Annotated in this window: 29 protein-coding genes and 1 pseudogene; 13 read left to right on the forward strand and 17 right to left on the reverse strand. The window is 66.7% G+C overall.

From position 1 onward, the window contains the following. The 9 genes and pseudogenes from AC3A6G_RS25115 to AC3A6G_RS25155 form a co-directional block, all read right to left on the reverse strand. Positions 1 to 72 (reverse strand): annotated as a pseudogene (locus tag AC3A6G_RS25115) (GTP-binding protein); the annotation flags it as partial. Between the two features lie 152 nt (positions 73 to 224). Then, positions 225 to 2,324, reverse strand: a complete 2,100-nt coding sequence (gene fusA / locus AC3A6G_RS25120) for an elongation factor G (protein ID WP_487861085.1) — start codon at positions 2,322 to 2,324, stop codon at positions 225 to 227. A 96-nt stretch (positions 2,325 to 2,420) separates the two neighbouring features. Then, on the reverse strand, positions 2,421 to 2,894 hold the full coding sequence (gene rpsG / locus AC3A6G_RS25125) for a 30S ribosomal protein S7 (protein WP_435512657.1): 474 nt from the start codon (positions 2,892 to 2,894) through the stop codon (positions 2,421 to 2,423). 153 nt (positions 2,895 to 3,047) lie between these two features. Further along, the gene (gene rpsL / locus AC3A6G_RS25130; protein ID WP_013543948.1) at positions 3,048 to 3,425 is read right to left on the reverse strand and encodes a 30S ribosomal protein S12; all 378 of its coding nucleotides are present in this window, start codon (positions 3,423 to 3,425) and stop codon (positions 3,048 to 3,050) included. Between the two features lie 215 nt (positions 3,426 to 3,640). Further along, complete coding sequence (locus AC3A6G_RS25135) at positions 3,641 to 4,810, reverse strand: D-alanyl-D-alanine carboxypeptidase family protein (RefSeq protein ID WP_487864677.1); 1,170 nt, start codon at positions 4,808 to 4,810, stop codon at positions 3,641 to 3,643. 44 nt (positions 4,811 to 4,854) lie between these two features. Beyond that, positions 4,855 to 5,490: an alpha/beta hydrolase gene (locus tag AC3A6G_RS25140; RefSeq protein ID WP_487861083.1), complete on the reverse strand. Its 636-nt coding sequence runs from the start codon at positions 5,488 to 5,490 to the stop codon at positions 4,855 to 4,857. A gap of 71 nt (positions 5,491 to 5,561) precedes the next feature. Beyond that, positions 5,562 to 5,915, reverse strand: coding sequence for a (2Fe-2S) ferredoxin domain-containing protein (locus AC3A6G_RS25145; RefSeq protein ID WP_487861082.1), 354 nt, complete (start codon positions 5,913 to 5,915; stop codon positions 5,562 to 5,564). A gap of 23 nt (positions 5,916 to 5,938) precedes the next feature. Continuing rightward, positions 5,939 to 7,054: a VanZ family protein gene (locus AC3A6G_RS25150; RefSeq protein WP_487874827.1), complete on the reverse strand. Its 1,116-nt coding sequence runs from the start codon at positions 7,052 to 7,054 to the stop codon at positions 5,939 to 5,941. Between the two features lie 13 nt (positions 7,055 to 7,067). Next, positions 7,068 to 7,496 (reverse strand): CopD family protein, encoded by a 429-nt coding sequence (locus tag AC3A6G_RS25155; protein ID WP_487861080.1) that lies wholly within the window; start codon positions 7,494 to 7,496, stop codon positions 7,068 to 7,070. Between the two features lie 54 nt (positions 7,497 to 7,550). Between AC3A6G_RS25155 and AC3A6G_RS25160 the strand changes: the two genes are divergently transcribed. From AC3A6G_RS25160 to AC3A6G_RS25170, 3 genes are all read left to right on the forward strand, one after another. Continuing rightward, a complete protein-coding gene (locus AC3A6G_RS25160) occupies positions 7,551 to 7,724 on the forward strand; it encodes a hypothetical protein (RefSeq protein ID WP_487861079.1) in 174 nt (57 codons plus the stop codon). Between the two features lie 129 nt (positions 7,725 to 7,853). Next, positions 7,854 to 8,846 carry a porphobilinogen synthase gene (gene hemB, locus AC3A6G_RS25165; protein WP_487861098.1) on the forward strand — a complete coding sequence of 331 codons (993 nt, stop codon included), beginning with the start codon at positions 7,854 to 7,856 and terminating at the stop codon, positions 8,844 to 8,846. Between the two features lie 14 nt (positions 8,847 to 8,860). Beyond that, complete coding sequence (locus AC3A6G_RS25170; RefSeq protein ID WP_487861078.1) at positions 8,861 to 10,012, forward strand: magnesium transporter CorA family protein; 1,152 nt, start codon at positions 8,861 to 8,863, stop codon at positions 10,010 to 10,012. A 79-nt stretch (positions 10,013 to 10,091) separates the two neighbouring features. Here AC3A6G_RS25170 and AC3A6G_RS25175 read toward each other — a convergent pair whose 3' ends face one another. After that, positions 10,092 to 10,460, reverse strand: a complete 369-nt coding sequence (locus AC3A6G_RS25175) for a DUF4148 domain-containing protein (RefSeq protein WP_487861077.1) — start codon at positions 10,458 to 10,460, stop codon at positions 10,092 to 10,094. Positions 10,461 to 10,713: 253 nt separating this feature from the next. Between AC3A6G_RS25175 and AC3A6G_RS25180 the strand changes: the two genes are divergently transcribed. After that, positions 10,714 to 11,625 (forward strand): LysR family transcriptional regulator, encoded by a 912-nt coding sequence (locus AC3A6G_RS25180; RefSeq protein WP_487874828.1) that lies wholly within the window; start codon positions 10,714 to 10,716, stop codon positions 11,623 to 11,625. On the opposite strand, the gene AC3A6G_RS25185 is transcribed toward AC3A6G_RS25180, so the two are convergent. Beyond that, the gene (locus AC3A6G_RS25185; protein ID WP_487861075.1) at positions 11,626 to 12,309 is read right to left on the reverse strand and encodes a dienelactone hydrolase family protein; all 684 of its coding nucleotides are present in this window, start codon (positions 12,307 to 12,309) and stop codon (positions 11,626 to 11,628) included. A gap of 58 nt (positions 12,310 to 12,367) precedes the next feature. Beyond that, the gene (locus AC3A6G_RS25190; protein ID WP_487864673.1) at positions 12,368 to 12,967 is read right to left on the reverse strand and encodes a DsbA family protein; all 600 of its coding nucleotides are present in this window, start codon (positions 12,965 to 12,967) and stop codon (positions 12,368 to 12,370) included. A 73-nt stretch (positions 12,968 to 13,040) separates the two neighbouring features. Between AC3A6G_RS25190 and AC3A6G_RS25195 the strand changes: the two genes are divergently transcribed. Together AC3A6G_RS25195 and AC3A6G_RS25200 are read left to right on the forward strand one after the other, a co-directional pair. After that, complete coding sequence (locus tag AC3A6G_RS25195) at positions 13,041 to 13,787, forward strand: SDR family oxidoreductase (RefSeq protein ID WP_487874829.1); 747 nt, start codon at positions 13,041 to 13,043, stop codon at positions 13,785 to 13,787. A 2-nt stretch (positions 13,788 to 13,789) separates the two neighbouring features. Next, a complete protein-coding gene (locus AC3A6G_RS25200) occupies positions 13,790 to 14,443 on the forward strand; it encodes a MarC family protein (RefSeq protein ID WP_487874830.1) in 654 nt (217 codons plus the stop codon). 1 nt (position 14,444) lies between these two features. On the opposite strand, the gene AC3A6G_RS25205 is transcribed toward AC3A6G_RS25200, so the two are convergent. Genes AC3A6G_RS25205 through purT form a run of 3 tightly spaced genes read right to left on the reverse strand, consistent with a single transcriptional unit; the run spans position 14,445 to position 17,105 of the window. After that, the gene (locus AC3A6G_RS25205; protein ID WP_487864670.1) at positions 14,445 to 14,906 is read right to left on the reverse strand and encodes an EVE domain-containing protein; all 462 of its coding nucleotides are present in this window, start codon (positions 14,904 to 14,906) and stop codon (positions 14,445 to 14,447) included. 9 nt (positions 14,907 to 14,915) lie between these two features. Continuing rightward, positions 14,916 to 15,872 (reverse strand): alpha/beta hydrolase, encoded by a 957-nt coding sequence (locus AC3A6G_RS25210; RefSeq protein WP_487874831.1) that lies wholly within the window; start codon positions 15,870 to 15,872, stop codon positions 14,916 to 14,918. A gap of 30 nt (positions 15,873 to 15,902) precedes the next feature. Then, positions 15,903 to 17,105: a formate-dependent phosphoribosylglycinamide formyltransferase gene (purT, locus tag AC3A6G_RS25215; protein WP_487874832.1), complete on the reverse strand. Its 1,203-nt coding sequence runs from the start codon at positions 17,103 to 17,105 to the stop codon at positions 15,903 to 15,905. Between the two features lie 192 nt (positions 17,106 to 17,297). On the opposite strand from purT, the gene AC3A6G_RS25220 reads away from it, so the two are divergent. Both AC3A6G_RS25220 and AC3A6G_RS25225 read left to right on the forward strand, forming a co-directional pair. Next, the gene (locus AC3A6G_RS25220) at positions 17,298 to 18,146 is read left to right on the forward strand and encodes a 3-hydroxybutyryl-CoA dehydrogenase (protein WP_487874833.1); all 849 of its coding nucleotides are present in this window, start codon (positions 17,298 to 17,300) and stop codon (positions 18,144 to 18,146) included. Between the two features lie 22 nt (positions 18,147 to 18,168). Next, positions 18,169 to 18,984 carry a crotonase/enoyl-CoA hydratase family protein gene (locus AC3A6G_RS25225; RefSeq protein ID WP_487861067.1) on the forward strand — a complete coding sequence of 272 codons (816 nt, stop codon included), beginning with the start codon at positions 18,169 to 18,171 and terminating at the stop codon, positions 18,982 to 18,984. A gap of 12 nt (positions 18,985 to 18,996) precedes the next feature. Here the strand turns inward: AC3A6G_RS25225 and AC3A6G_RS25230 are convergent, their stop codons facing one another. After that, on the reverse strand, positions 18,997 to 19,776 hold the full coding sequence (locus AC3A6G_RS25230; RefSeq protein ID WP_487874834.1) for a type III pantothenate kinase: 780 nt from the start codon (positions 19,774 to 19,776) through the stop codon (positions 18,997 to 18,999). 134 nt (positions 19,777 to 19,910) lie between these two features. Here AC3A6G_RS25230 and lysM point away from each other — a divergent pair, with 134 nt between their 5' ends. Beyond that, complete coding sequence (lysM, locus tag AC3A6G_RS25235; RefSeq protein ID WP_487861065.1) at positions 19,911 to 20,384, forward strand: peptidoglycan-binding protein LysM; 474 nt, start codon at positions 19,911 to 19,913, stop codon at positions 20,382 to 20,384. A gap of 261 nt (positions 20,385 to 20,645) precedes the next feature. Continuing rightward, on the forward strand, positions 20,646 to 21,161 hold the full coding sequence (locus tag AC3A6G_RS25240) for a nucleotidyltransferase domain-containing protein (protein ID WP_487874835.1): 516 nt from the start codon (positions 20,646 to 20,648) through the stop codon (positions 21,159 to 21,161). Between the two features lie 328 nt (positions 21,162 to 21,489). Here the strand turns inward: AC3A6G_RS25240 and AC3A6G_RS25245 are convergent, their stop codons facing one another. Beyond that, positions 21,490 to 21,921: a rhodanese-like domain-containing protein gene (locus tag AC3A6G_RS25245; RefSeq protein ID WP_487874836.1), complete on the reverse strand. Its 432-nt coding sequence runs from the start codon at positions 21,919 to 21,921 to the stop codon at positions 21,490 to 21,492. A 150-nt stretch (positions 21,922 to 22,071) separates the two neighbouring features. On the opposite strand from AC3A6G_RS25245, the gene AC3A6G_RS25250 reads away from it, so the two are divergent. The 3 genes from AC3A6G_RS25250 to AC3A6G_RS25260 all read left to right on the forward strand — a co-directional run bounded on the left by AC3A6G_RS25250 (position 22,072) and on the right by AC3A6G_RS25260 (position 25,858). Further along, positions 22,072 to 23,187 (forward strand): TRAP transporter substrate-binding protein, encoded by a 1,116-nt coding sequence (locus tag AC3A6G_RS25250; RefSeq protein WP_487874837.1) that lies wholly within the window; start codon positions 22,072 to 22,074, stop codon positions 23,185 to 23,187. Between the two features lie 95 nt (positions 23,188 to 23,282). Then, positions 23,283 to 23,903 carry a TRAP transporter small permease subunit gene (locus AC3A6G_RS25255; RefSeq protein ID WP_487861061.1) on the forward strand — a complete coding sequence of 207 codons (621 nt, stop codon included), beginning with the start codon at positions 23,283 to 23,285 and terminating at the stop codon, positions 23,901 to 23,903. Beyond that, positions 23,900 to 25,858 carry a TRAP transporter large permease gene (locus tag AC3A6G_RS25260; protein WP_487861060.1) on the forward strand — a complete coding sequence of 653 codons (1,959 nt, stop codon included), beginning with the start codon at positions 23,900 to 23,902 and terminating at the stop codon, positions 25,856 to 25,858. Before AC3A6G_RS25255 ends, AC3A6G_RS25260 begins: the two co-directional genes overlap by 4 nt. The last annotated feature ends 61 nt before the right edge of the window (positions 25,859 to 25,919 follow it).

Here is a 25,919-nt window from a genome sequence, read left to right on the forward strand (position 1 = left end):
GCCGTGGTCGACGTGACCGATCGTGCCCACGTTCACGTGCGGCTTGGTGCGGGTGAATTTACCTTTTGCCATTTTTCAATCCTTGAAAGAGCATTCCCGTGTATTGGTTTTATGTCTGCATCCGATTGCTGGTTCGCCCCGCACGGGAACAGGGCGGCACCGGATCGCAGACAAGTTGGGGACAGAGCAAATTTGCTGCGCAAATCTTCTGTCCCGCAAAGACATTACTTAGCGCGGGCAGCCACGATGGCTTCGGCCACGTTGCGCGGAGCTTCAGCGTAGTGCTTGAACTCCATCGTGTACGTGGCGCGGCCTTGCGACATCGAGCGCAGCGTGGTCGAGTAGCCGAACATTTCCGACAGCGGCACTTCGGCCTTGATGGACTTGCCGCCACCGATCATGTCGTCCATGCCCTGCACCATGCCGCGGCGGGACGACAGGTCGCCCATCACGTTGCCAGCGTAGTCTTCAGGCGTTTCGACTTCCACGGCCATCATTGGCTCCAGGATCACGGGGCTGGCCTTGCGGGCGCCTTCCTTGAAACCGAAGATCGCGGCCATCTTGAACGCCATTTCGTTCGAGTCCACATCGTGGTACGAACCGAAGTGCAGCGTGACCTTGACGTCGACGACGGGGTAGCCCGCCAGCACGCCTTGCGTCAGCGCTTCGACAACGCCCTTTTCCACCGCGGGGATGTATTCGCGAGGAACGACACCACCCTTGATGGCATCGACGAACTCGAAGCCCTTGCCGGCTTCCTGGGGCTCGAGCTTGAGCACCACGTGGCCGTACTGGCCCTTGCCGCCCGACTGGCGAACGAACTTGCCTTCGGCTTCTTCGACGGTCTTGCGGATCGTTTCGCGGTAGGCAACCTGGGGCTTGCCCACGTTGGCGTCCACGCCGAATTCGCGCTTCATGCGGTCCACGATGATTTCAAGGTGGAGTTCGCCCATGCCGGCGATGATGGTCTGGCCCGATTCTTCGTCGGTCTTGACGCGGAACGAAGGATCTTCCTGGGCGAGACGCTGCAGGGCGATGCCCATCTTTTCCTGGTCGGCCTTGGTCTTGGGCTCGACGGCCTGCGAGATCACCGATTCCGGGAACACCATGCGCTCGAGCGTCACGATGGCCGTCGGGTCGCACAGGGTTTCGCCCGTCGTGACTTCCTTCAGGCCCACGCAGGCGGCAATGTCGCCGGCGCGGATTTCGCTGACTTCTTCGCGGTTGTTGGCATGCATCTGCACGATACGGCCGATACGTTCCTTCTTGCCGCGCACCGGGTTGTAGACGCTGTCGCCCTTGCTCAGCACGCCCGAGTAGACGCGCACGAAGGTCAGCTGACCCACGAACGGGTCGGTCATCAGCTTGAATGCGAGGGCCGAGAACTTCTCGCCGTCGTCAGCCTTGCGGACCACGGGGGCTTCGTCTTCGTCCAGGCCGTTGACCGGGGGAATGTCGGTCGGCGCGGGCATGTATTCGACGACGGCGTCGAGCATGGCCTGCACGCCCTTGTTCTTGAAGGCCGAGCCGCACAGCATCGGCTGGATTTCGCCGGCGATGGTGCGCTTGCGAATGGCAGCCTTGATTTCTTCCTCGGTCAGCTCATTGCCTTCGAGGTACTTGTTCATCAGCTCTTCGCTGGCTTCGGCAGCCGCTTCGACGAGCTTTTCGCGGTATTCGTTGCAGACGGCGGTCAGGTTCGCCGGGATCTCGCCGTAGGTGAACGTGATGCCCTTGTCTTCGTCCCAGATGATCGCCTTCATCTTCACGAGGTCGACGATGCCCTGGAAGTGCTCTTCGGCACCGATCGGGATCTGGATCACGACGGGGTTGGCCTTCAGGCGGTCCACCATCATCTGGCGCACGCGCAGAAAGTCGGCGCCGGTGCGGTCCATCTTGTTGACGAACGCGAGGCGCGGAACCTTGTACTTGTTGGCTTGGCGCCAGACGGTTTCCGACTGGGGCTGCACGCCGCCGACGGCGTCGTACACCATCACGGCGCCGTCCAGCACGCGCATCGAGCGCTCGACTTCAATGGTGAAGTCCACGTGGCCGGGGGTGTCGATGATGTTGATGCGGTGTTCTTCGAACTTGCCAGCCATGCCCTTCCAGAAGCAGGTGGTGGCAGCGGACGTGATCGTGATGCCGCGCTCTTGCTCTTGCTCCATCCAGTCCATCGTGGCGGCGCCGTCGTGCACTTCACCGATCTTGTGGTTCACACCGGTGTAGAACAGGATGCGTTCGGTCGTCGTGGTCTTGCCAGCGTCGATGTGCGCGGAGATGCCGATGTTGCGGTAGCGCTCGATGGGGGTCTTGCGGGACATGATTTACTTTCGGGTTGAAATGCGTTGAGCGCTGGGCCCCGAGCTCGGGCACAACGCCCGACACTCGACACCCAACGCCCAAGCGAAGTTTGATTTTTAGAAGCGGAAGTGGCTGAACGCCCGATTGGCTTCTGCCATGCGGTGCACTTCGTCGCGCTTCTTCATGGCACCGCCACGGCCTTCCGTGGCTTCCATCAGCTCGTTGGCCAGGCGCAAGGCCATCGACTTTTCACCACGCTTGCGGGCGGCTTCCTTGATCCAGCGCATCGACAGCGCCAGGCGACGCACCGGGCGCACTTCGACCGGCACCTGGTAGTTGGCACCGCCGACGCGGCGCGACTTCACTTCGACCATCGGCTTCACGTTGTTGATGGCAACGGTGAACGCCTCGACCGGGTCCTTGTCGGGGTTCTTCTTCTCGATGAAGTCGAGTGCACCGTAGATGATGCGCTCGGCAACAGCCTTCTTGCCGCCTTCCATGATCACGTTCATGAATTTGGACAGCTCGACATTGCCGTACTTGGGATCCGGCAGGATTTCACGTTTGGGGACTTCGCGACGACGTGGCATTTTTCTAACCTCTTTGCTTCAGTTGGCATCGTTTCCGACACCGCGAGAGCCATTCCGGACTCTCACTTACTCGACCCGATCCTGGGTCACTACGTCCGATTGGCCCGCCAAGGCCACCGAACACCGCTTGATTGTTTCTGACGACAGGAAGGCTTAGGCCTTCTTGGGACGCTTCGCGCCGTACTTGGAACGCGACTGCTTGCGGTCTTTCACGCCTTGCAGGTCGAGCGAGCCGCGCACGATGTGGTAGCGAACACCGGGCAGGTCCTTGACACGACCGCCGCGGACCAGCACGACGCTGTGTTCCTGGAGGTTGTGGCCTTCGCCGCCGATGTAGGAAATGACTTCGAAGCCATTGGTCAGGCGGACCTTGGCGACCTTGCGGAGTGCCGAGTTCGGCTTCTTTGGCGTCGTGGTGTAGACGCGGGTGCAGACACCGCGGCGTTGCGGCGAGTTCTGCATGGCAGGGCTCTTCGAATTGATCTTCTCGACCGTTCGACCCTGACGCACCAGTTGATTGATGGTTGGCATGAATGAATTAGTCCCAAAACAACCCGGCTCTGGCTCTGAAACCGCCCTGCGCTTGTCGTGACGCAAGACAGGGAAGCCGGGAATAACGAAAACGTGAAACCCTTCGGAAAATTCCGAAAAGCCCACGAGTATAGCAGGCAGGCCTGAAACGGCAAAGTCAACGCCCGAAGGCCCGGGCAGCGGCTCGCGCTGCCCGGCGGACCGGTGCCGCCTTCCTACTTGATCCAGAGCCGCACGGCGTCCCAGGCACGGCCGAACACGCCCGCCTGCTCGACGCCTTCGAGCACCACCAGCGGCACTTCCGCGACCGGCTGGTCGCCCAGCGTCACCTTGAGCGTGCCGACCGGCTGGTATTTGGTGAACGGCGCCACGAGCGGATCGGGGCGCGCCACCTGCGTCTTGATCTTGCTCGCGGTACCCGCCGGCACCGCCACCACGATCGGCTCCGGCCGGCCGAGTTTGAGGGTGTTCGCCTTGCCCTTCCAGACGGCCGGCGTGGCGGCCGGCTGGCCGGCCTCGACCAGGCGGACGGCGTCGTAGGCCGTGTAGCCCCAGTTCAGCAGCTTCTGCGATTCGTTCGCGCGCACGGTTTCACCCGATGTGCCCAGCACGATGGACAGGAGCCTGCGCCCGCCTGTCAGGTTGGGAAAGTCGCGCTTGGCGGTGGCGATCATGCAGTAGCCCGCCGCACTGGTGTAGCCGGTCTTCAAGCCGTCGACCGTCGGATCGCGGAACAGAAGCAGGTTGCGATTGGTGTCGTTGGTCGAGGGCGTGCCCGGATAGCGGTACTTCTTGATCGCGTAGTACTTGGCTTCTTCGGGGAAGTCGCGGACCAGCCGGGTGGCCAGGATGCTGAGGTCGCGCGCCGTGGTGGTATGGCCGGGCTCGGTCAGGCCCTCGGGGTTCTTGTAGGCGGTGTTCTTCATGCCGAGCGCCTTGGCTTGGGCATTCATCATCTCGACGAAGTGCTCCACGGTTCCGCCGACGCCCTCGGCCAGCGCGACGGTGGCGTCGTTGCCCGACTGCACGATGACACCCTTGATCAGGTCCTCGACCGGCACCTGCATCTTCGGATCGATGAACATGCGCGAGCCCGGCATCTTCCAGGCCCGCTCGCTGACCGGAAGGGTCTGGGTCAGCGTGATCTTCTTGGCGCGCAGCGCATCGAACACGACGTACGCGGTCATCAACTTGGTGAGCGAAGCCGGCTCGACCGGGCTGTCGATGTCCTTCTGCGCGAGGATCTGGTTGGCGGTGACGTCGAGCAGCAGGTAGCTGCGCGCGGCAATTTCGGGCGGTGCCGGCACCTGGGCGGCAGCGGCCATGCCGACCGATGCGGCAGCGACGAAGAAGAGCGCACGGAACGCGTCAAGAAAACGATTCATGGAAGAGAAATTGGGAAGAAGACGAAGACAAGCCCGCGGGGCTTTCAGGCGGCGCCCGCACGGAGATGGCGGACGACGAGGCTTTTGAGCAACGGCAATTGTCCGTGAAAGAAATGGCCGCCCCCGGGGACAACCGTGACGGGAAGTGACTGCGGCCGCGCCCAGTCCATGACGGCCGCGAGCGGCACCGTGTCGTCGGCTTCGCCATGGATCACCAGCGTGCGCTCGTGCGCCTCGGCCGGCAGCGTCGCCACCGCGAAGCGCGCCGCGGCCGTGCCGACCAGCACGAGCTGGCGGATCTCGCGCGCGGACCAGAGCTTCTCGGCCGCGCGGCTCGCGACGAAGGCGCCGAACGAGAAGCCGGCGATGGCCAGCGGCCCCTCGGGTGCCAGCTGCGCGATGACCTGCTGCATGTCCTCGCACTCGCCGCGGCCTTCGTCGTGCACGCCCTCGCTCGCACCGACGCCGCGGAAGTTGAAGCGCAAGGCCGTCCAGCCGCAGGCAACGAATGCGCGCGCCAGCGTCTGCACCACCTTGTTGTCCATGGTGCCGCCGAACAGCGGATGCGGATGGGCAATCACCGCGATGCCGCGCGTGGCGCCATCGGGCGGCACGTCGCGCTGCACCTCGATGACGCCGGCGGCGCCTTGAAGGCGGAGTTTTTCGGTCTGTGAATTCATGGTGCAGGAAATGTGGCTGCCGGGCGGCGACCGCCTCGGTGCCCGGTACGAGCGCGAGACCTCGACAAAGTTCAGCGCCCGACGTCCGGCGGCAGCACGAGCCGCTCGACCACCTTGCCGTTCTTCAGGTGCGAATCGACGATCTCGTCGATGTCTTCGGCGTCGACGAAGGTGTACCAGACCGCCTCGGGGTACACCACCGCCACGGGCCCGCCCGCGCAGCGGTCGAGGCAGCCGGCCTTGTTGACACGCACCTTGCCCACCCCGGCAAGCCCCGCTTCCTTGACCTTGGCCTTGCAGCGGTCGAAGCCCGACTGCGCGTTGTGCAGCGCGCAGCTGTCCTCGCCGTTCTTGCGTTCGTTGAGGCAGAAGAAGATGTGGCGCTCGTAGTAGCCCCGCGGCGCGTCGGGAGTGGAACTGGGCATCGGTGGATTTTAGTGACGCATCGTCAGGCGGCCGGTTTCGACCTGCGCGACAGGGTCGCCACCACGTAGGCCAGCACCGCGAACGGCCACAGCCAGCCCAGCCATTGCGCAAGCCCATGGAAGCGGATGAAGCGCCCCTGCTCCCAGGTGGCGAGCGTCTGCGCGAAGTACGCACTCTCGGGCGCCTGGTTGAGCAGGCTCAGCTGCACGACCAGGCTCACGAGCAGCAGCGCTGCGCAGAGCCGGCGGGGCGCTGCGAGCAGCAGCACGCCGGCCACCAGCGCCGCCGCGATGCCGACCTGTACCGGCAGGCCGAGCCAGGCCCATGCATGCGCAGGGCCGTAGCTCAGGGCCGCCGACAGCGCCGAAGCGCCGATGCCCGCGAGCAGCGTCAGCGGCAGCAGCACGGCACGCCGCGCCACCGAGCGCGCGACCAGGAAGGCCAAGAGGCACGGCACCAGCGCGCCAAGCATCACGCAGAGCAACTCGACGGCGGGCACCAGCGGCTCGAGTTCGAACTGGCGCAGCGGCATCCAGTCGATGAACGGCGTGTCGAGCAGCCACTCTGCGATCGCGACCTCGACCCGCTCGAACACCTGGCCCAGCCCGAAGGTCACCGAGGCCGGAAACAGCAGCGCTGGCGGCCACAGCGCGAGCAACACCAGCGCGCCGCGGGCCTCGTCGACGAACCACTGCGAACGCGTCCGGCTCCAGTGCGCCACCCCGCCGACGCGCTCCAGCGCCGCGGCCAACAGCGCCCCCGCCAGTGCGCCCGCGGTGTTGAGGCCCAGGTCCACATTCGACGGGATCCGCGCCGGCAGATAGCTCTGCAACATTTCCATCGCGAACGAGACCACCGCCCCGGCCAGCGCCGCCAGCAGAACCGCACGCCAGACGCTCGCCGCGGGCCGTGTGCGCAGCACCGCGAGCGCCCACAGGAAGCCGAAAGGCACGTAGCCGACCACATTGACCGCGAAGTCGAAGCCGGTCCAGTACTTGGGCCACGGCGCCCACAGGTACTCCCAGGGCGCAATACCCTGATCGCGCCAGTCGGCGAACGGGTACAGGCTCGCGTACGCGATCAGCGCCGCATAGGCCAGCGCCAGCGGCAGCGCAGCGGACTTGTGCGGCTTCTCCACCCTGGCGACCGGCTCAGAAGGGCTTGACCACCACCAGCACCACGATCCCGAGCAGCAGCAGCACCGGCAGTTCGTTGAACCAGCGGTACCACCGGTCGCTGCGCCGGTCGCCACCGGCCACGAAGCGCCGCAGCAGCACGCCGCAGCCGTGGTGATAGCCGATCACCGCGAGCACCAGCGCGAGCTTGGCATGCATCCAGCCGTTGCCGGGCCCGCGTCCGATGCCGTAGCCGAGCCAAAGCCAGAGGCCGAAAACGACGGCCGGCACGGCCAGAAAGGTGGTGAAGCGGAACAGCTTGCGCGCCATCAGGAGCAAGCGCTCACGTTCTGCAACCGACTCGGGCGGGACCATGGCCAGGTTGACGAAGATCCGCGGGAGGTAGAACAACCCCGCGAACCAACTGGCAATGAAGACGATGTGAAGCGATTTAACCCAGAGCATCCGGCCAGTTTAGTGGGATGACACGCGTTTTTCCGCGCGGCCACGGTTGACAAAATGACGGGCAAAAAAAAGCCCGACGTCTTCACGCCGGGCTGGGAAGCCCTTTTGCTGTCACACATCAAGGCACCCGCTCAGGGAGGAAAAGCGGGGAGCGGCAAGCCGCCCGCTCAGAATTTAACAAAGACACAACAAGGTTTCAAGCAATCGGTTGATTTCTTTCACATTTGAGAGCGAAAAATGAGAGCTTTTTAGCTAATCACGATCAAGGTTGTCCGACAACAGATCGCAGTCCACGCCGCCAGAACATGCATCAGGCACAATTTTCCGCCTATGACGTCATCCACCCCCTCCTTTGCCATGTACCCCGCCGGCCGGCCGCGCCGGCTGCGCCGCGACACCTTCACCCGGAACTTGGTGAGAGAGCACGCGTTGACGGCACATGACCTCATTTACCCGGTGTTCGTGCAGGAAGGTGAGAAGAAGCGCGATGCCGTGCCTTCCATGCCGGGCGTCGAACGCCTGAGCCTCGACCTGTTGCTGCCCGTGGCCGAGCAATGCGTCGCGGCTGGCATTCCGGCGATGGCGCTCTTTCCGGTGATCGATGCAAGCCTCAAGACGCCCGACGGCACGGAAGCGTTCAACCCCGACGGGCTGATCCCGCGCGTGGTCGCGGCGCTCAAGTCGCGCTTTCCCGAACTGGGCGTGATGACCGACGTGGCACTCGACCCCTACACCAGCCATGGCCAGGACGGCCTGCTCGACGAGACCGGGTACATCCTGAACGACGCGACCGTCGAAGTGCTCGTGAAGCAGGCGCTCTGCCAGTCGCAGGCCGGCGTCGACATCGTGGCACCGAGCGACATGATGGACGGCCGCATCGGCGCGATCCGGGGCGCACTCGAAGCCCGGGGCGACATCCACACCCGCATCATGGCCTACAGCGCCAAGTACGCGAGCGCCTTCTACGGCCCGTTTCGCGATGCGGTCGGTTCGGCCGCGACGCTCGGCAAGAGCAACAAGAAGGTCTACCAGATGGACCCGGGCAACAGCGACGAAGCACTGCGCGAAGTGGGGCTCGACATCGCGGAAGGCGCCGACATGGTGATGGTGAAGCCCGGCATGCCCTACCTCGACATCGTGCGCCGCGTGAAAGACGCGTTCCGCGTGCCCACCTTCGCCTACCAGGTGAGCGGTGAATACGCGATGCTGAAGGCCGCGGCCCAGAACGGCTGGCTCGACCACGACGCGGTGGTGCTCGAGAGCCTGCTCGCCTTCAAGCGCGCCGGCGCGGATGGCGTGCTCACCTACTTCGCCCTCGACGCCGCGCGCCTGCTGCAGCAGCAGCGCTGACCGCGTCGGTCCCGATGCGCATCTTCGAAATCAACGGCTCGCAGGTCAGCGAGCACCCGGCACTGGCGCCGCTGGCGGTGCCCGGCGCATGCGCGGCGACGGGCTACCTCTGGCTATCGCTCACACGCGACGAATTCCGCGCCTCGCTGGCCGAAGTGCAGCACATTCTGCAGACCCTCTGCCACGCACAGCTGGTCGACCTGCATGTGGCCGACCTGCTCAACGACCAGTTGCCGTCGCACTACGACTACACCTCGCAATACGACGTGCTGGTGTTCCGCCGCCTTGCCACGGGGCCCGGCGCGCAGGCAGCCGCCGGCAACGGGGGCGAGGCGCCGCTTCCCACCGCGCCCTCGCGCCGCGGCCCGCCCGCGCTGCGCCGGGTCGACACCCGCCCGGTGGGCTTCGCGCTGTTCGACCGCGTGCTGCTGTCGGTGCACCCCGAGGACGGTGCCGTGCGCGATGCCTTCGCCGCGCGCCTGCTCGCGGCCGCATCGCCCGACGACCAGGGCGCCCCGGCGCTCGACGTGCGCGCCATCTCGGCACGCGTGCCGACCAGCACCGCCGACCTGATGCTGCGCGTGATCAACCAGATCGTCGACCGCTACCTCGACATGCGCCGCGAACTCACGCGGCAGCTCGACCACTGGCAGACCGAACTGATCGATCCGCGCAGCCGCTTCACCAACTGGAGTGCGCTGATGGAGGCCCGGCAGTCGCTGCACCACCTCGACGAGATCTGCGAGGACCAGCGCGCCGCGATCCAGGACTGGATCGACTCGCTCGAGACACTGCCCACGCCCAAGGGCGAGGCCGAGAAGCGCGAGCGCGAGCTGATCATGGTGCGCAGCCGCGACGTGCTCGAGCACATCCAGCGCGTGGTCCACCACGTGCGCCGGCTCGAGCAGAACGCCGAGACCGCGGTACAGATGCATTTCAGCGTGCAGGGGCACCGCGCCAACGACATCATGCGGGTGCTCACGGCACTGACGGCCGTGTTTCTGCCGCTCAACCTCATCGCCGGGATCTTCGGCATGAACTTCGACTTCATTCCGCTCGTGCACAAGGCCGACGGATTCTGGATCGCGGTGCTCTCGATGCTCGTCATCGCCGCGGTGCTGATCCTCGTGTTCTGGCGCAAGCGCTATCTCGCGCGCACGCGCTGAAGCAAGGCAAAAAAAAGGGCTGCGCCTCGGCGCAGCCCTTTTGTCCTTCAGCCGCGCGCGAGGCGCGGCTTCGCCGGCCTTACTTGGCGACGGCGCCCGAGCCTTGCTGGGCCTGGACGCGGGCGTCCATCGGGTGGGGCATGGTCGAAACGACCTTGCTGTTGACGCGCGAGCCGCCCGTCACGTTCTGGTCAGGCGCGTGGGCCGCACGGATCGCTTCGGCTTCGACGAGCGCGCGGTCCTTCGACACAGCGACCGTTTCCGGGCCGCGCGAACCGCGGGTCACGTTCTGGTTCGGGGCCGAGGCGGCACGCACGGCTTCGGCGTTGACTTCGTCGCGGCTCTTGGTGGAGATGGCGGTGTTCACGCCTTCGTAGGTTTCGGCTTGGGCGCCGGTGGCGGCCAGAACGGCGATGGCAGCGGCGGCGAGGAGGTGCGAGGTCTTCATTTTTCAGTTCCTTGTGTTCGTTGGATGGTTCGTCCACCAGGCTCGCTGGTTCGCTCACCTGTGCGGCGAGTGTCCTGCTGAAATTCGTTAGCAAAACATGCGGAACAGAGACACCGTGTTTCCTCTATTGAAACAATGACGAACCGCGGCGTGGCCCGGCGCAAGGACCGGCCGCTGGCGCATCCCGCCGCCAAAACCCTGGAAAATCGCGCCACCCCGCGGGCCGCGCGGAAAAGAACAAGGGCGCTTCGACATGGACAGTCTCGATCTGATCAAAACCTTCAGGGAGGTCGCTTCGCAGGGCAGCTTCTCGCAGGCGGCCAAGAAGCTGTCGATGTCCAAGGCCACGGTGAGCAAGTACGTGGCCGAACTCGAGACCCGCTTCGGCGTGCGCCTGCTCAACCGGTCCACGCGGTCGGTGAGCCTGACCGACGCCGGGCAGTTGCTGCTCGAGCGCAGCACGCCGGTGCTCGAGATGGTCGAGCTGACCCAGGCCGAACTGCAGGAGCGCGCGCGGCAGCCCGGCGGCCGGCTGCGGATTTCGGCGCCGCACGGCATGGGCAACGGCGAGTTCCCGAGCCTTCTGGCCGACTTCATGCGCTACTACCCCGACGTGAGCATCAGCCTGCAATTGACCAACCGCACGGTGGATCTGGCGGAGGAAGGCATCGACGTCGACATCCGCAGCGGTCCGGTGGAAGACGCCAACCTCATCGTGCGCAAGCTGTTGCAGATGGAGATGGTGGTCTGCGCCTCTCCGGCCTATTGGAAGAAGCACGGCAAGCCGGCGCATCCGGGCGAACTCGCCAATCACGACGCGCTCACGCATTCGCTGCTCGGCACGCAGCCGGTCTGGCGCTTCGACGACGGTGGCGCGCCGCTCGACGTGGCTGTGAGGAGCCGCATGGACTGCACCGAGGGCGCGCCGCTGATCCAGGTTGCGATGCGCGGCTTCGGCGTGATCTACCTGCCGTCGCTCCTGGTCCAGTCGCACATCGACGAAGGCGAGCTGGTGCCCGTGCTGCAGGACCATGCGCGCAAGGACATGTGGCTCTCGGCCGCCTACCTGCAGCGGCGCCACAACAGCGCCGCGCTGCGTGCGCTGCTCGACTTCCTGCAGACGCGCGTCGGCAAGGGCGCCGCGGCCCGCAAGAGCAAGCCTTGATCAGCCCACGTGCTGGCCGAAGAACGCCAGCGTGCGCGAACGCGCGAGCTTGGCCGATTCGGCGTCGTATGCACCGCGCTGGTCGCAGTTGAAGCCGTGGTCCGCCTCGTAGACGTGCACCTCCACGTCGGGGTGTGCCTTGCCGAACGCCTCGACGCTGTCGATCGGGATCCAGTGGTCGCGCTTGCCGAAGTGCGCGAGCACCGGCACCTTCGGCTGGCGCGCGCTTTCGTCGGGCGAGGTCATGCCGCCGCCGTAGTAAGGCACGGCCGCGGCCAGGCCCGGGATCAGGCTCGCGGCGCGCCAGGTCAGCAGGCCGCCCCAGCAGTAGCCGACGATGCCCACCTTGCCGGCCTTGGCCGCATAGGCCACGGCGGCCTCCACGTCCTGCAGCACACCGGGTGCCGGTAGCGCCTCGACCGCGGCCTTGAGCGCCGAGCCGGCTTTCATGTCGTCGGGCCCGTAGCCGATGTCGACACCGGGCTGCACGCGGTGGAAGGTCGATGGCGCCACAGCGAGGTAGCCCTCGGCCGCGTAGCCGTCGGCGACCGAGCGGATGTGCGAATTGACGCCGAAGATCTCCTGCAGCACGACGATCGCGCCGCGCGGCGTGCCCGCGGGTTCGGCCACGTAGGCCGGAAAGGCGAAGCCGTCCTTGGCGGTGAGATCGATGAATTGGCCCATGGTTGTCATGCTCCTGATGGCAAGTGGATGAAGAAGACGGCGGGCGCTGGCGCCGCGGTCACGGGCGCAGCGCGCGCTCGACGAAATCGAGCCGGTCCTGGCCCCAGAAGATCTCGCCGTCGATCACATAGCTCGGTGCGCCGAACACCTGAATGTCGATGGCTTCCTGCGTGTAGGCCTCGTAACGCTCCTGCACGGTCTGGCTCTGCGACTGTTCCGAGCGCTTGGGCGGCAGACCGCATTCCGCGATCAGCGCCTCGAGCACCTTCGGGTCGCCGATGTTGCGCTCCTGCACCCACACCGCCGCGAACACCGCTGCGCACATGCGCATGGCGGCCTCGGTGCCGTCATGCAGGTCGACCGCGATGATGACCCGTGCCGCGTCGTCGCTCGCCACCGGGAAGAACTTGGGCTTGGGGTTGAGCGGCAGCCCGAGGTGCCGCGAGAACCGCGCCAGTTCGACCAGGCGGTAGGCCTGTCGCTGCGGGGCGCGCTTGCCGAGCGGCAGCCCGCCCGAGATCGGAAAGACGCTGCCCAGGTCCACCGGCCGCACCCGCACGGTGGCGCCGGCGGCCGAAGCGATGGCGGCAAAGCGCGCGTGGCCCAGGTAGGTCCAGGGACTCTGCGGCGCAAAGTAATAGTCGACTGTACGGCTCATGCGCTCGCCCTCGGTGATGTAATCCAAGCCAACCGTTTTAACTGACGCGCAGTTTCTGTGCAGGAGGTCGGATTTGGAGCAGGTACTCTTGGTCACCGGTGGCGGCCGCGGCATCGGCGCCGCCACCGCGCTGCTCGCGGCACGGCGCGGTTATGCGGTGGCGGTCAACTACGCGCACAACTCGCTCGCCGCCGACGAAGTGGTGCGCACGGTCCGCGCGGGCGGCGGCACCGCCATCGCAGTGCAGGCCGACGTGGGCGACGAGGCCCAGGTGCTCGCGATGTTCGAGAAGATCGATGCCCGCCTCGGCCGCCTCACGGCGCTGGTCAACAACGCCGGCGTGGTCGACCTGCAGGCCCGCGTCGACGAGATGAGCGTGGCGCGCCTCGAACGCATGTTCCGCATCAACGTGATCGGCAGCTTCGTCTGCGCGCGCGAGGCGGTGCGCCGCATGAGCACGCGCCATGGCGGTGCGGGCGGCGCCATCGTCAACGTATCGAGCGGCGCGGCGCGGCTCGGCTCGCCCGGCCAGTACGTCGACTATGCGGCAAGCAAGGGCGCGATCGACACCTTCACGATCGGCCTCGCGAAGGAAGTGGCGGCCGAGGGCATCCGCGTCAACGCGGTGCGCCCCGGCCTGATCGACACCGACATCCACGCCTCGGGCGGCATGCCCGAACGCGCCGCCGAACTCGCGCCGACCGTGCCGATGCAGCGCACCGGCAGCGCCGAGGAAATTGCCAACGCCATCGTCTGGCTGCTGTCGCCCGAAGCCAGCTACACGACCATGGCGCTGCTCGACGTGACCGGAGGAAGGTAGGCATGAGCACATCGATGGACCTGATCAAGCCGCTGGTCACGCTGGTGGCCATCGTCAATCCGTTGGCCATCGTGCCCTTCTTCATCCACTACACGCAGGGCTACTCCGATGCGCAGCGCCGCCACACGGTGCGCATGTCGGCCTTCAGCGCCTTCGTGGTGATCGCGGTGAGCGCACTGCTCGGGCTGCAGCTGCTGTCGTTCTTCGGCATCTCGATTGCGAGCTTCCAGGTCGGCGGCGGCCTGCTGCTGCTCATGAGCTCGCTGTCGATGCTCAATGCGAAGCCGGCCGAGAGCAAGACCAACGTGGAGGAGTTGCGGGCCACCGAGGTCAAGGCCTCGATGGGCGCGTCGATCGCGGTCGTGCCGCTCACGATTCCGCTGCTCACCGGGCCCGCCGCGATCTCGACGGTCGTGATCTACGCCGACAAAGCGCAGCGCCTGTGGGAGCTCGCGCTGCTCGTAGGCTACGGCGTGGTGGTGGCGCTCGCGACGGCGCTGGCCTTCTCGCTCGCGCAGCCGATCGCGCGCGTGCTCGGCAAGACCGGCATCAACATCATGACCCGGCTCATGGGCCTGATCCTCGCGGCGCTCGCGGTCGAGGTGATGGCGGACGGGCTCGGCAAGCTGTTTCCCATCCTCCAGCGCGCGGCCTGATTCAGGCCAGCATCTTTTCGACGATGCGCCAGTGCGCCGGCTCCACCGGCGTGATCGACAGCCGGTTGCCCTTGCGCAGCACCACCATGTCGGCGAGTTCGGGCTTCGCGCGCAGTTCGGGCAGCGACAGCAGCCGCGTCTTGCGCACGGCCTGCACGTCGACCAGCAGCCAGCGCGGTGCGTCGGGCTTCGAGGCCGCGTCGTAGTACGGCGACTTCGGGTCGAACTGCGTGGGGTCGGGCTTCACGCCCGAGGCCACGCGCGCAAGGCCTGCGATGCCGGGCTCGGGGCAGCTCGAGTGATAGAACAGCACGCCGTCGCCGACCTGCATGCCATCGCGCATGAAGTTGCGTGCCTGGTAATTGCGCACGCCGGTCCACGCGACGGTGGCATCGGGCGCGGCGAGCGCATCGTCGATCGACACCTCGTCGGGCTCGGATTTCATCAGCCAGTAGTTGGGCATGGCGCCACCTCAGGAGCTCGGGTTGCCGGATTCGAATGCGCGTCGCAGTTCCGCGCAGCACAGCGCGACGGCGGTGTTCGCCTCGTCGAGCACCTTGCCCATGGTGATGAAGCCATGGATCTGGCGCTCGAAGCAGACGTACGCCGCGCGGTTGCCGGCCGCGGTGAGCGCCTCGGCATAGGCCATGCCTTCGTCGCGCAGCGGGTCGAAGCCGGCGGTGAGCACCAGCGCCGGCGGCAGGCGCGAGAGGTCGGGGTGCAGCAGCGGCGACGCGCGCCAGTCGGTGTCGTGCCGGGCGTCGTCGATGTAGTGGTCGTGGTAGTAGCGCATCGAATCGGTCGTGAGCAGGTAGCCCTGCCCGTTCGCCTGGTGCGACGGATGGCCGCGGCGCATGTCGGTGGCCGGGTAGACCAGCAGCTGGAATGCAAGCGGCAGGTCGCCGGCATCGCGCGCGGCGATCGCCACCACCGCCGCGAGGTTGCCGCCCGCGCTGTCGCCGCCGACCGCAAGGCGAGCGGCATCGAGGCCGAGCGAGGCCGCCTGGCCGTGCACCCAGCGCGTGGCCGCGATGGCGTCGTCCACGGCGGCCGGAAAGCGGTGCTCGGGCCCGAGGCGGTAGTCGACCGACAGCACCGCGCAGCCTGCGCCGTTCGCCAGCGAGCGGCACAGCACGTCGTGCGTGTCCAGGTCGCCGATGACCCAGCCGCCACCATGCAGGTACACCAGCGCCGGCAGCGCCGTGTCGGCAGCGGCACCGAGCGGGCGGTAGAGCCGCATCGGGATCGCGCCATGCGGCCCCTGGGCCGCGAGCGCGCGGACCTCGGCGACCGGCGGCGGTGCCGGCTGCGTGGCGGCACGGCGCTCGAGATAGACGGCCCGCGCCTCGGCGGGCGAGAGCGTGTGCGTCGGCGGAACGCCGCGCGCCGCGATCAAATCGAGCAGCGCGCGGGCCTGGGGATGCAGCATGGCAAGCTCCGATCGGGCAGCGGTTGTTGTTCAGGCCTTGCGCGGCTTCACGCGCGAGGCGGCTTCCTTGGCGTTGGCGCGTGCCGTCTGCACGTCGGCCGCGTGCGCCAGCGCCACGCCCATGCGGCGCTTCGCGAAGCTCTCGGGCTTGCCGAACAGCCGCACATCGCTGCCGGGCACCTGCAGCGCCTCGGCCACGCCGTCGAACGCGATGCCCGCGGCATCGACGCCGCCATAGATCACCGCGCTCGCGCCCGGGCTCTTGAGCGTGGTGTCCACCGGAAGTCCGAGGATCGCGCGCGCATGCAGCTCGAATTCGTTCTGCCACTGGGTGGCCATGGTGACCATGCCGGTGTCGTGCGGACGCGGGCTCACCTCGCTGAACCAGACTTCGTCGCCCTTCACGAACAGCTCGACGCCGAACAGCCCCTGGCCGCCCAGGTCGGCCGTGACGGCCTGGGCGATCTGCTGTGCCTTCCGCAGCGCGGCTGGCGCCATCGGATGCGGCTGCCAGCTCTCGACGTAGTCGCCGCTGACCTGCACATGGCCGATCGGTTCGCAGAACTGCGTCTGCACCGCGCCGGCCGCGTCCTTGGCGCGCACGGTGAGCAGCGTGATCTCGTAGTCGAAGTCGATGAAGCCCTCGACGATCACCCGGCCATGGCTGACGCGGCCGCCGGCCATGGCGTAGTCCCAGGCCTTCTTCACGTCGGCCGGGCCGTCGATCTTGCTCTGGCCCTTGCCCGAGCTGCTCATCACGGGCTTCACGATGCAGGGGTAACCGATGCCCTCGTCGATCGCCGCCTGCAGCTCGGCCAGCGAATCGCAGAACTTGTAGGGACTGGTCGGCACGCCCAGCGTCTCGGCGGCCAGGCGGCGGATGCCTTCGCGGTCCATCGTGAGGCGCGCGGCGCGCGCCGTGGGGATCACGCGCACCACACCCGCGTCCTCGAGCTGCTGCAGCATCGGCGTGGCGATGGCCTCGATCTCGGGCACCACGAGATGCGGCTTCTCGGCCTCGATCAGCGCCTTGAGCTGATCGGGGTCGCTCATCGTGATGGTGCGCGAATGGTGCGCCACCTGGTGGCCCGGCGCGTTGTCGTAGCGGTCGACCGCGATGGTCTCGACGCCGAGGCGCTGCAGGGCGATCAGCACCTCCTTGCCGAGCTCGCCCGAGCCGAGCAGCATCACGCGGGTGGCCGAGGGGGAAAGAGGGGTGCCGAGGGTGGTCATGGGCGGTTCGAAGAGGGACAAAAAAGCGAAGAAAAAGAGACGACCGCCGCACTGTAAGCCACCCGCGCCGGCCGTGTCACACGCGGCAACGGCTCCGCCGGGGTGCTGCTTCACAATGGAAGGCTTGGCGCGGCCGCAGCCGCGCACCCCCCTTTTCTCTCTGTTTTTCGTCTTTCCTGAAGGAGTTCTCTCATGGCTATCCAGACTGTCGGCATCATCGGCGCCGGAACGATGGGCAACGGCATCGCGCAGGCCTGCGCCGTGTCGGGCGTCAACGTGGTGATGGTCGACATCGCCCAGGCGGCGGTCGACAAGGGCCTGGCCACGATCTCGGGCAGCCTCGACCGGCTGATCAAGAAGGAAAAGCTCACGGCCGGGCAGAAGGCGACCGCGCTCGCGCTGGTGAAGGGCTCGACGAACTACGAAGACCTGAAGGGCGCGCAGCTCGTGATCGAGGCCGCCACCGAGAACCACGCGCTCAAGCTCAAGATCCTCCAGCAGGTCGACCAGATGCTGGCGCCAGAGGTGATCATCGCGTCGAACACCTCGTCGATCTCGATCACGCAGCTCGCGGCCGCCACCTCGCGCGCCGACCGCTTCATCGGCATGCACTTCTTCAACCCGGTGCCGATGATGGCGCTGGTGGAGCTGATCCGCGGCTACCTCACGAGCGACGCCACGCACGACACGGTCAAGGCGCTCGCCGAGCGCCTGGGCAAGTCGCCGATCACGGTGAAGAACGCGCCCGGCTTCGTGGTCAACCGCATCCTGGTGCCGATGATCAACGAGGCCTTCTTTGTGCTGTCCGAAGGCATCGCGACCGCCGAAGACATCGACGCCGGCATGAAGCTCGGCTGCAACCAGCCCATCGGGCCGCTCGCGCTGGCCGACATGATCGGCCTCGACGTCTGCCTGGCCGTGATGGAGGTCTACCTCGAACAGTTCGGCGATTCGAAATACCGCCCCTGCCCGCTGTTGAAGGAAATGGTGGCCGCGGGCCAGCTGGGCCGCAAGACCGGTCGCGGCGTCTACACGTACTGAGCGAACACGGAGGCACCGCACCATGACCATCGCTCCCACCACCCCGCCCGCCGAAGGCTGCATCGACACCCAGGTGATCGGCCACGTGCTGCTGATCGGCATCAACCGTCCCGCCAAGCGCAATGGCTGGACGCCGCCGATGTTCCGGCAGCTGGCCGAGGCCTACACCCGGCTCGACGACGACCCCGAACTGCGCGTGGGCGTGCTGCATGCGTTCGGCGACCATTTCACGGCCGGCCTCGACCTGCCGGCGGTCACCGAATACATGAAGCGCGGCGAGAAGGCGATTCCGCAGGGCCTGGTCGAGCCGCACGATTTCGGGCTCGCGGGCTACCGCCGCCGCACCAAGCCGATGGTGGTCGCGGTCAAGGGCATCTGCTTCACGGTCGGCATCGAGCTGATGCTCGGCGCCGACATCGTGGTGGCGGCCGACAACTGCCGCTTCTCGCAGATGGAAGTGCAGCGCGGCATCATGGCCACCGGCGGCGCCACGCTGCGCATGGCCGAGCGCGCGGGCCTGGGCAATGCGATGCTGCACCTGCTCACGGCCGACGAGTTCGACAGCGCCGAGGCCTATCGCCTCCACTTCGTGCAGAAGGTGGTGCCCGCGGGCCAGGAGCTCGACGCGGCGCTGGCGATCGCCGAGCGCATTGCTGCGCAGGCACCGCTCGCGGTGGTCGCGACGCGGCTCAATGCGATCAAGGCGGTCGAGCAGGGGCCCCTCGCGGCCGTGGCGGAATTCATTGAGACGCAGAAGCGCCTCTCCAACAGCGAGGATGCGGCCGAAGGCGTGCGCTCCTTCGTCGAGCGCCGGCCCGCGCGCTTCAGCGGCCGCTGAGGTCCGGGGTCGTCAGATGTTGTCGCGCTCGCGCGCGATGACCAGCAGCCCGTCCATGATGAGGCTGTCGACGAGTTCGAAATGCCCGTTCATCGCGGGCGCCATCTTCCAGCCCGCGCCACCCGTCATGTAGCAGGCGGGCTCGGCGCCGCAGTGCGAGCGCACATGCTGCACCATGCGTTCGACGGCGCCGGCGATCGCATAGGTGCCGCCACTGGTCAGCGCGTCGCTGGTGTTGGTGGGGAACTCGCGCACTTCGCCGGTCGGCACGTGCAGGCCGGCGGTGCCCGACTCGAGCGCGCGCAGCATGATGCCGTGGCCCGGCAGGATCAACCCGCCCAGGAACCTGCCGCTCGCGTCCACCGCCTCGACCGTGACCGCGGTGCCGATCAGCACCACCACCATCGGCCGGGCCGGCCCCGCGGCCAGCGTGCGGTGGCGCGCGCCGATCATCGCCACCCAGCGATCGGCGCCGAGCCGGGTCGGATGGTCGTAGCCGTTGACGATGCCGGCCTCGGCCGCGCTCGCGACCACCCAGCGCGGCACGCAGTCGAAAAAACGTTCGGTTACCTGCTCCTCGGCGCGGCGGCGCACCGCATCGCCGGCCACCACGCAGCCGAGCATCGCGCCCGGCGCGGGCAGTTCGGCCCAGGGGCCGTCGGCCAGCCGCTCGATGTGGTCGAGGAACTCAGCGCCATGTGCGAGCAGTGCAGCGCCCGGAAGCGCGGCATCGTAGAGCGCCCATTTCAGGCGGGTGTTGCCGATGTCGATCGCGAGGAAAGGGGAGGCCATGCGCGGCATTATTGCGACTTTGTTGTTAGTCCAGCTGGCCTGACAGTCCCATACGCGGCACGGGCCTACTCGCGGCTGCCACGTTTCACCGGTACATTCGCGATTCCATCCAACCAGGCCGCAAGGAGAAAATCATGGGTTTGCTGAGTTTCATCAAGGAAGCCGGGGAAAAGCTGTTCGGAGGATCGTCGGCACATGCCGCCGCACCCGAGGGCCCCGACGCCAACCAGGCCGCCGCTGCCGCCATCAAGACCTACATCGAGACGCAGAACCTCGGCCTCAGCGAACTCGCAGTGACCTACACCGCGAGCAGCGGCGTGGTCACCCTTGCAGGCAAGGCGCCTTCGCAGGAAGCCAGCGAGAAGGCCGCGCTCGCCGCGGGCAACGTGGCCAACGTCACGAGCGTCGAGAACAACCTCGCCGCGCCGCCCGCCCCGCCGGCCCAGTACCACGACGTGGTCAAGGGCGACACGCTCTCGGCCATCTCGAAGAAGTACTACGGCGATGCCAACAAGTACAACCAGATCTTCGAGGCCAACAAGCCGATGCTGAGCCATCCCGACAAGATCTATCCGGGCCAGAAGCTGCGCATTCCGCCGCTCGCCTGAGCTTCTCTCAGTTGCTTCTCCCAGGAAGGCCCGCGGCATGCCGTGGGCCTTCTTGTTTTCGCCGCGAGTTCGAGCTGCATACCCTTGGCAGCACTTGCCGATCGTCGCTTTTTAGCAACAATCGTCGCCTGATGAGCAACGATTCCTCCCTCATGGACCTTCTGTTCCCCGCAGCGCGGCAGCGCGGCAGCGCGGCAGCGCGCGCTGGCGGTGCTGCTGCTGCAGCCTGGGTCGACCTTTCATCTGCGGCAACTTGCGCGCATGACCGGCAGCCATGCGGGCACGCTCGCGCGCGAGGTGGACAAGCTGGTGCGCACCGGCCTGCTGCTGCGCAGCGAGCAGGGCAACCAGGTTCGCTACAACGCCAACACGCGCCATCCTCTGTTCGACGATCTGGCGGCGCTGTTTCGCAAGACGCACGGGGTGGTACCCGCCGTGCGCGAAGCGCTGGCGCCGCTCGATGCGCAAATCCAGTTGGCGCTGGTGTTCGGCTCGGTGGCGCGCGGCACGCCTTCGCCGGGCAGCGACGTGGACCTGCTGGTGTTGGGCAGCGTAAATTTCATGACGCTGGCCCAGGCGGTGTTTCCGCTGCACGCAGCGCTAGGCCGCGAAGTGAACACGGTGCTCTACACGCCCGAGGAGCTTGCGCAACGCGCGCGCAGTGGCGATGCATTTGCGCGCGACATACTCGCCAAGCCACAGTTGTTTGTGAAGGGAGGAGCCGATGAGCTTGCAAAACTTGCTGGTGATCGGGCGGTTGCAGGCCCACCAGCCTGACGGCGCGGGCATCGCCAGCTGCTTTAGGCGGCGCGGCGGAACCTGGCCGACGCGCATGTTGCGCAGGTCAGCACCGACAACCGATTCGATGCGGCCTACAAATGCATCATGCAATGCGCGATGCTGGGCCTGTGGGCCAACGGCTACCGCACGTCCACGAGCCAGCCGGGTCACCACCAGACGGCCATTCAGAGCCTGGGAGCAGGCCGCGCAATTGCTGGCCGGAGCCGAAGACTGGCTCCATGCCCACCGCCCCGCGCTCCTGCCTCGACCATGAGCGCTCGGTGGGCGCAGAGACAAGCCCTTCGGCCTCATCGCGCTCGCGAGTTCAGTTCTGCCGCCACGGCAGCCCGCGCATACGCCAGCCGCCCAGATGCCCGCGATGTCCGTTCTCGTCGGGATTGCCCTCGAATCCCTCGAGGATGTTGTAGGCCTCCAGCCCCAGTTCGGTAGCGCGCTTCGCAGCGGCGACCGAGCGCACGCCGCTGCGGCACAGAAGCACGAGCCACTTGCCGCCCTCGGCCGCGGCGCGCACGCCGTCGTCGAACCCCGGGTTCATCGCCATACCCGGCCATTGCTTCCAGGCCACCGGCATCGCGCCGGGGACGAAGCCGACCCATTCGCGCTCGGCGTCGCTGCGCACGTCGACCATCACGGCCTCGCCGCTCGCCATCCATTGCGCCGCCTGCGCGGGCGTGACGTCGCCCGCATAGCCCTCGGCGGGCTTCGCCGCGCGCTTTTCCCCATTCGGTTCACTCATTTCTGCATCCTTTCGTTCGGCAGGGGTTACCCGCAGCGTGGTCCCCTCAATTGCTCACCCGTTCGTGAAAACCCTGTTTGTCTCGCTTACATGTCACACAAAAGATGGGGGTCTGGATTTTCCAGAACGAATCTACATGGAGACAACCACATGACAGACAGCAAATCGCCTCGCCGCCGCAATCTTCTCAAGGGCGCGGCCGTGGCCGCGGGCGCGATGTCGGCGCCGATGGTCAGCATGGCGCAGACCACCTCGCTGCGTTTCCAGAGCACCTGGCCCGCGAAGGACATCTTCCACGAATATGCGCAGGACTTCGCCAAGAAGGTCAACGACATGGCCGGCAACCGGCTGAAGATCGAGGTCCTGCCTGCCGGCTCGGTGGTGCCCGCGTTCCAATTGCTCGACGCGGTGGCCAAGGGCACGCTCGACGGCGGCCATGGCGTGGTGGCCTACTGGTACGGCAAGAACTCGGCGCTCGCGCTCTGGGGATCGGGACCGACCTATGGCATGGACGCCAACATGATCCTGGCCTGGCACAACTACGGCGGCGGCAAGGCGCTGATCGATGAGATCTACAAGAGCCTGAACCTCGACGTGGTGTCGTACCTGTACGGCCCCATGCCAACACAGCCGCTCGGCTGGTTCAAGAAGCCAGTGGCGCGCGCCGAGGACATGAAGGGTCTGAAGTTCCGCACCGTCGGCCTGGCGGTGGATGTGTTCACCGACATGGGCACCGCCGTCAACCCGCTGCCGGGCGGTGAGATCGTGCCGGCGCTCGACCGCGGCCTGATCGATGCGGCCGAGTTCAACAACGCCTCGAGCGACCGCGTGCTGGGCTTTCCCGACGTGGCGAAGAACTGCATGCTGCAAAGCTTCCACCAGTCGGGCGAGCAGTTCGAGATCCTGTTCAACAAGGGCAAGCTCGCGGCGCTGCCGGCCGAGCTCAAGTCGATGATCGACTACGCGGTGCAGGCGGCGAGCGCCGACATGAGCTGGAAGGCCATCCAGCGCAATTCGCAGGACTACATCGAACTCAAGAAGGCCGGCGTCAAGTTCTACAAGACGCCCGATTCCATCCTGCGCGCGCAGCTCGCCTCGTGGGACAAGACCATCGCCAAGAAGGCCGAGGAGAACCCGATGTTCAAGAAGGTGCTCGACTCGCAGAAAGCCTTCGCGGAACGCGCCGGCCAGTGGCAGAACGACTACACGGTCGATTTCAAGATGGCCTACAACCACTACTTCGGCGCCAAGGCGAAAAAATCCTGAACGCGATCCGTCGTTGACCCCGAGGGCACCGCACGGTGCCCTCCCTGTTTCATGCACATCCATGCTGCGCCGGCCGCAGCCAGGAGTTCTTCTCGATGCAATCTTTCCTGTTGGCCGTCGATCGCTTCTCGACCTGGGTCGGCAAGACCTTCGCCTGGTGTGCGCTGCTGCTCACGCTCCTGATCAGCTGGGAGGTGTTCTCGCGCTACGTGCTGAACCATCCGCATGCCTGGGTGCTCGACATGCAGATCATGCTGTACGGCACCATGTTCATGACCGCGGGCGCCTACACGCTGTCGAAGAACGGCCATGTGCGCGGCGACGTGCTCTACGGCTTCTTTCGCCCCCGCACGCAGGCGCTGTTCGACCTGGTGCTCTACATCGTTTTCTTCCTGCCCGGCATCGTGGCGCTGACCTGGGCCGGCTGGATCTACGCGGGCGAGTCGCTCGCCATCCGCGAGCAGACCTTCTCGGCCGACCCGCTGCCGCTCTATCCATTCAAGTTCGTCATTCCGCTCGCAGGCTTCACGCTGCTGCTGCAGGGGCTGGTCGAGATCATCCGCTGCGTGCTGTGCCTGCAGACCGGCGCCTGGCCCTCGCGTGAGGCCGACGTTGAAGAGGTCGACGTCGACAAGCTCAAACAGATGGTGCACGTGAAGGACGAGGACATCGCCGCGCTCGACCGCGTGGTGGCGGCCAGGGAGGGTGCGCGATGACGATCCGCCGCGAACTCTGGTTCGGCCTCTCCTTCATGGCGCTGATCGTCGCCGGCGCGGCCGCGATGCTGCTGAGCGCCGACACCATCACCAACGGCCACCTGGGCCTCTTGATGCTCTCGCTCGTGGTGGTGGCGATCATGCTGGGCTTTCCCACCGCCTTCACGCTGATGGGCATGGGCATGCTCTTCACCTGGCTGGCCTATGACCGCGACTGGCACCGCACGCTCGACCTGATGGTGCAGTCGGCCTACAAGACCATGGCCAACGACGTGCTGATCGCGGTGCCGCTGTTCGTCTTCATGGGCTACCTGGTCGAGCGCGCCAACCTCATCGAGTCGCTTTTCAAGAGCCTGCACCTCGCGCTCGTGCGGCTGCCGGGTGCGCTTGCGGTGGCGACGCTGATCACCTGCACCATCTTCGCCACGGCGACGGGCATCGTCGGCGCGGTGGTCACGCTGATGGGCCTGCTGGCGCTGCCATCGATGCTGCGCGCGGGCTACAGTGTGCCGCTGGCCGCGGGCGCCATCACTGCGGGCGGCTGCCTCGGCATCCTGATCCCTCCGTCGGTGCTGCTGATCGTCTACGGCGCAACGGCCGGCGTCTCGGTGGTGCAGCTCTATGCCGGTGCATTCTTTCCGGGGCTGATGCTCGCGACGCTCTACGTGCTGTACGTGATTCTCATCGCGCGGCTCAAGCCGCAGTGGGCGCCACCGCTGTCGATGGCGGAACGCGCGGTGCCTCTGCCACCGCTCTCGCAGCGCCTGGCCGACAGCCCCGCCGCCCATGCGGTGGTCGGGCTGCTGAAGGGCCGGCGCAATGCCGAGGTGCCGTTCTCGCACATCCTGCGGCAGCTCTGCATCGTCGCGCTGCCCGGCGTGGTGTTCCTGCTGCTTGCAGGGTTCAGCTACAAGGCCGTGACCACGGTCGAAGCCGAGGAGCGCTACGAGATCCAGGAGATCGGCGCCACGCGCGGCAGCAATGCGCCGGAAGAGGCGACCGCGGGCGGGCTGCAGGAGCCGCCCACGGACGGCGGCCTCCAGGAACCGCCGGCAGAGGGTGGGCTGCAGGAGCCGCCTTCGGCCGAGGCACCCGCAGCCTCGGCGCCGCTCGCGGAGCCGCCCGGTGCCGCTGCGCCGCCGCCGGCACCCGCCGCTGCGGCCGCGGCCGAAGCGCAGCCGGCCGAGGGCGCCTCGGTGCGCCCCGCGCCCACCTGGTGGTGGGCCATGTTCGCCATCTTCGGCGCGCTCACCACGCTGTTCTACCTGTTCCTGAGCTTCGCGCGGCTCGAGATCTTCAAGATGCTGCTGGGCTCGTTCTTCCCGCTGGTGCTGCTGATCCTCTCGGTGCTCGGCTCGATCGTGCTCGGCCTTGCCACGCCCACAGAGGCGGCAGCGATGGGCGCGCTCGGCGGCATGCTGCTGGCCGCAGCCTACCGGCGGCTCAACCTTGCGGTGCTCAAGGAATCGGTGTTCCTCACGGCCAAGACCTCGGCCATGGTGTGTTGGCTGTTCGTCGGCTCGGCGATCTTCTCGGCCGCGTTCGCGCTGCTCGGCGGACAGGCGCTGGTCGAGGAATGGGTGCTCGGCATGAACCTCACGAAGGTGCAGTTCCTGATCCTGAGCCAGGTCATCATCTTCCTGCTCGGCTGGCCGCTCGAATGGACCGAGATCATCGTGATCTTCATGCCCATCTTCATCCCGCTGCTCGACAACTTCGGCGTCGATCCGCTGTTCTTCGGCCTCTTGGTGGCGATGAACCTGCAGACCGCGTTCCTGTCACCGCCAGTGGCGATGGCGGCCTTCTACCTCAAGGGCGTGAGCCCGCCGCATGTCACGCTGAACCAGATCTTTTTGGGCATGCTGCCCTTCATGGGTATCCAGATCCTTGCGATCGTGCTGCTCTACATCTGGCCGCAGATCGGGCTCTGGCTGCCGCAGCTGCTGTACAAGTAAGCAGGCCATTCGGTGGTCCGCATTACATGCGGTTGCCGAATGTACCTGCGCTTCACCAAGC

Source organism: Variovorax sp. Soil_C_26, from assembly GCF_057657075.1.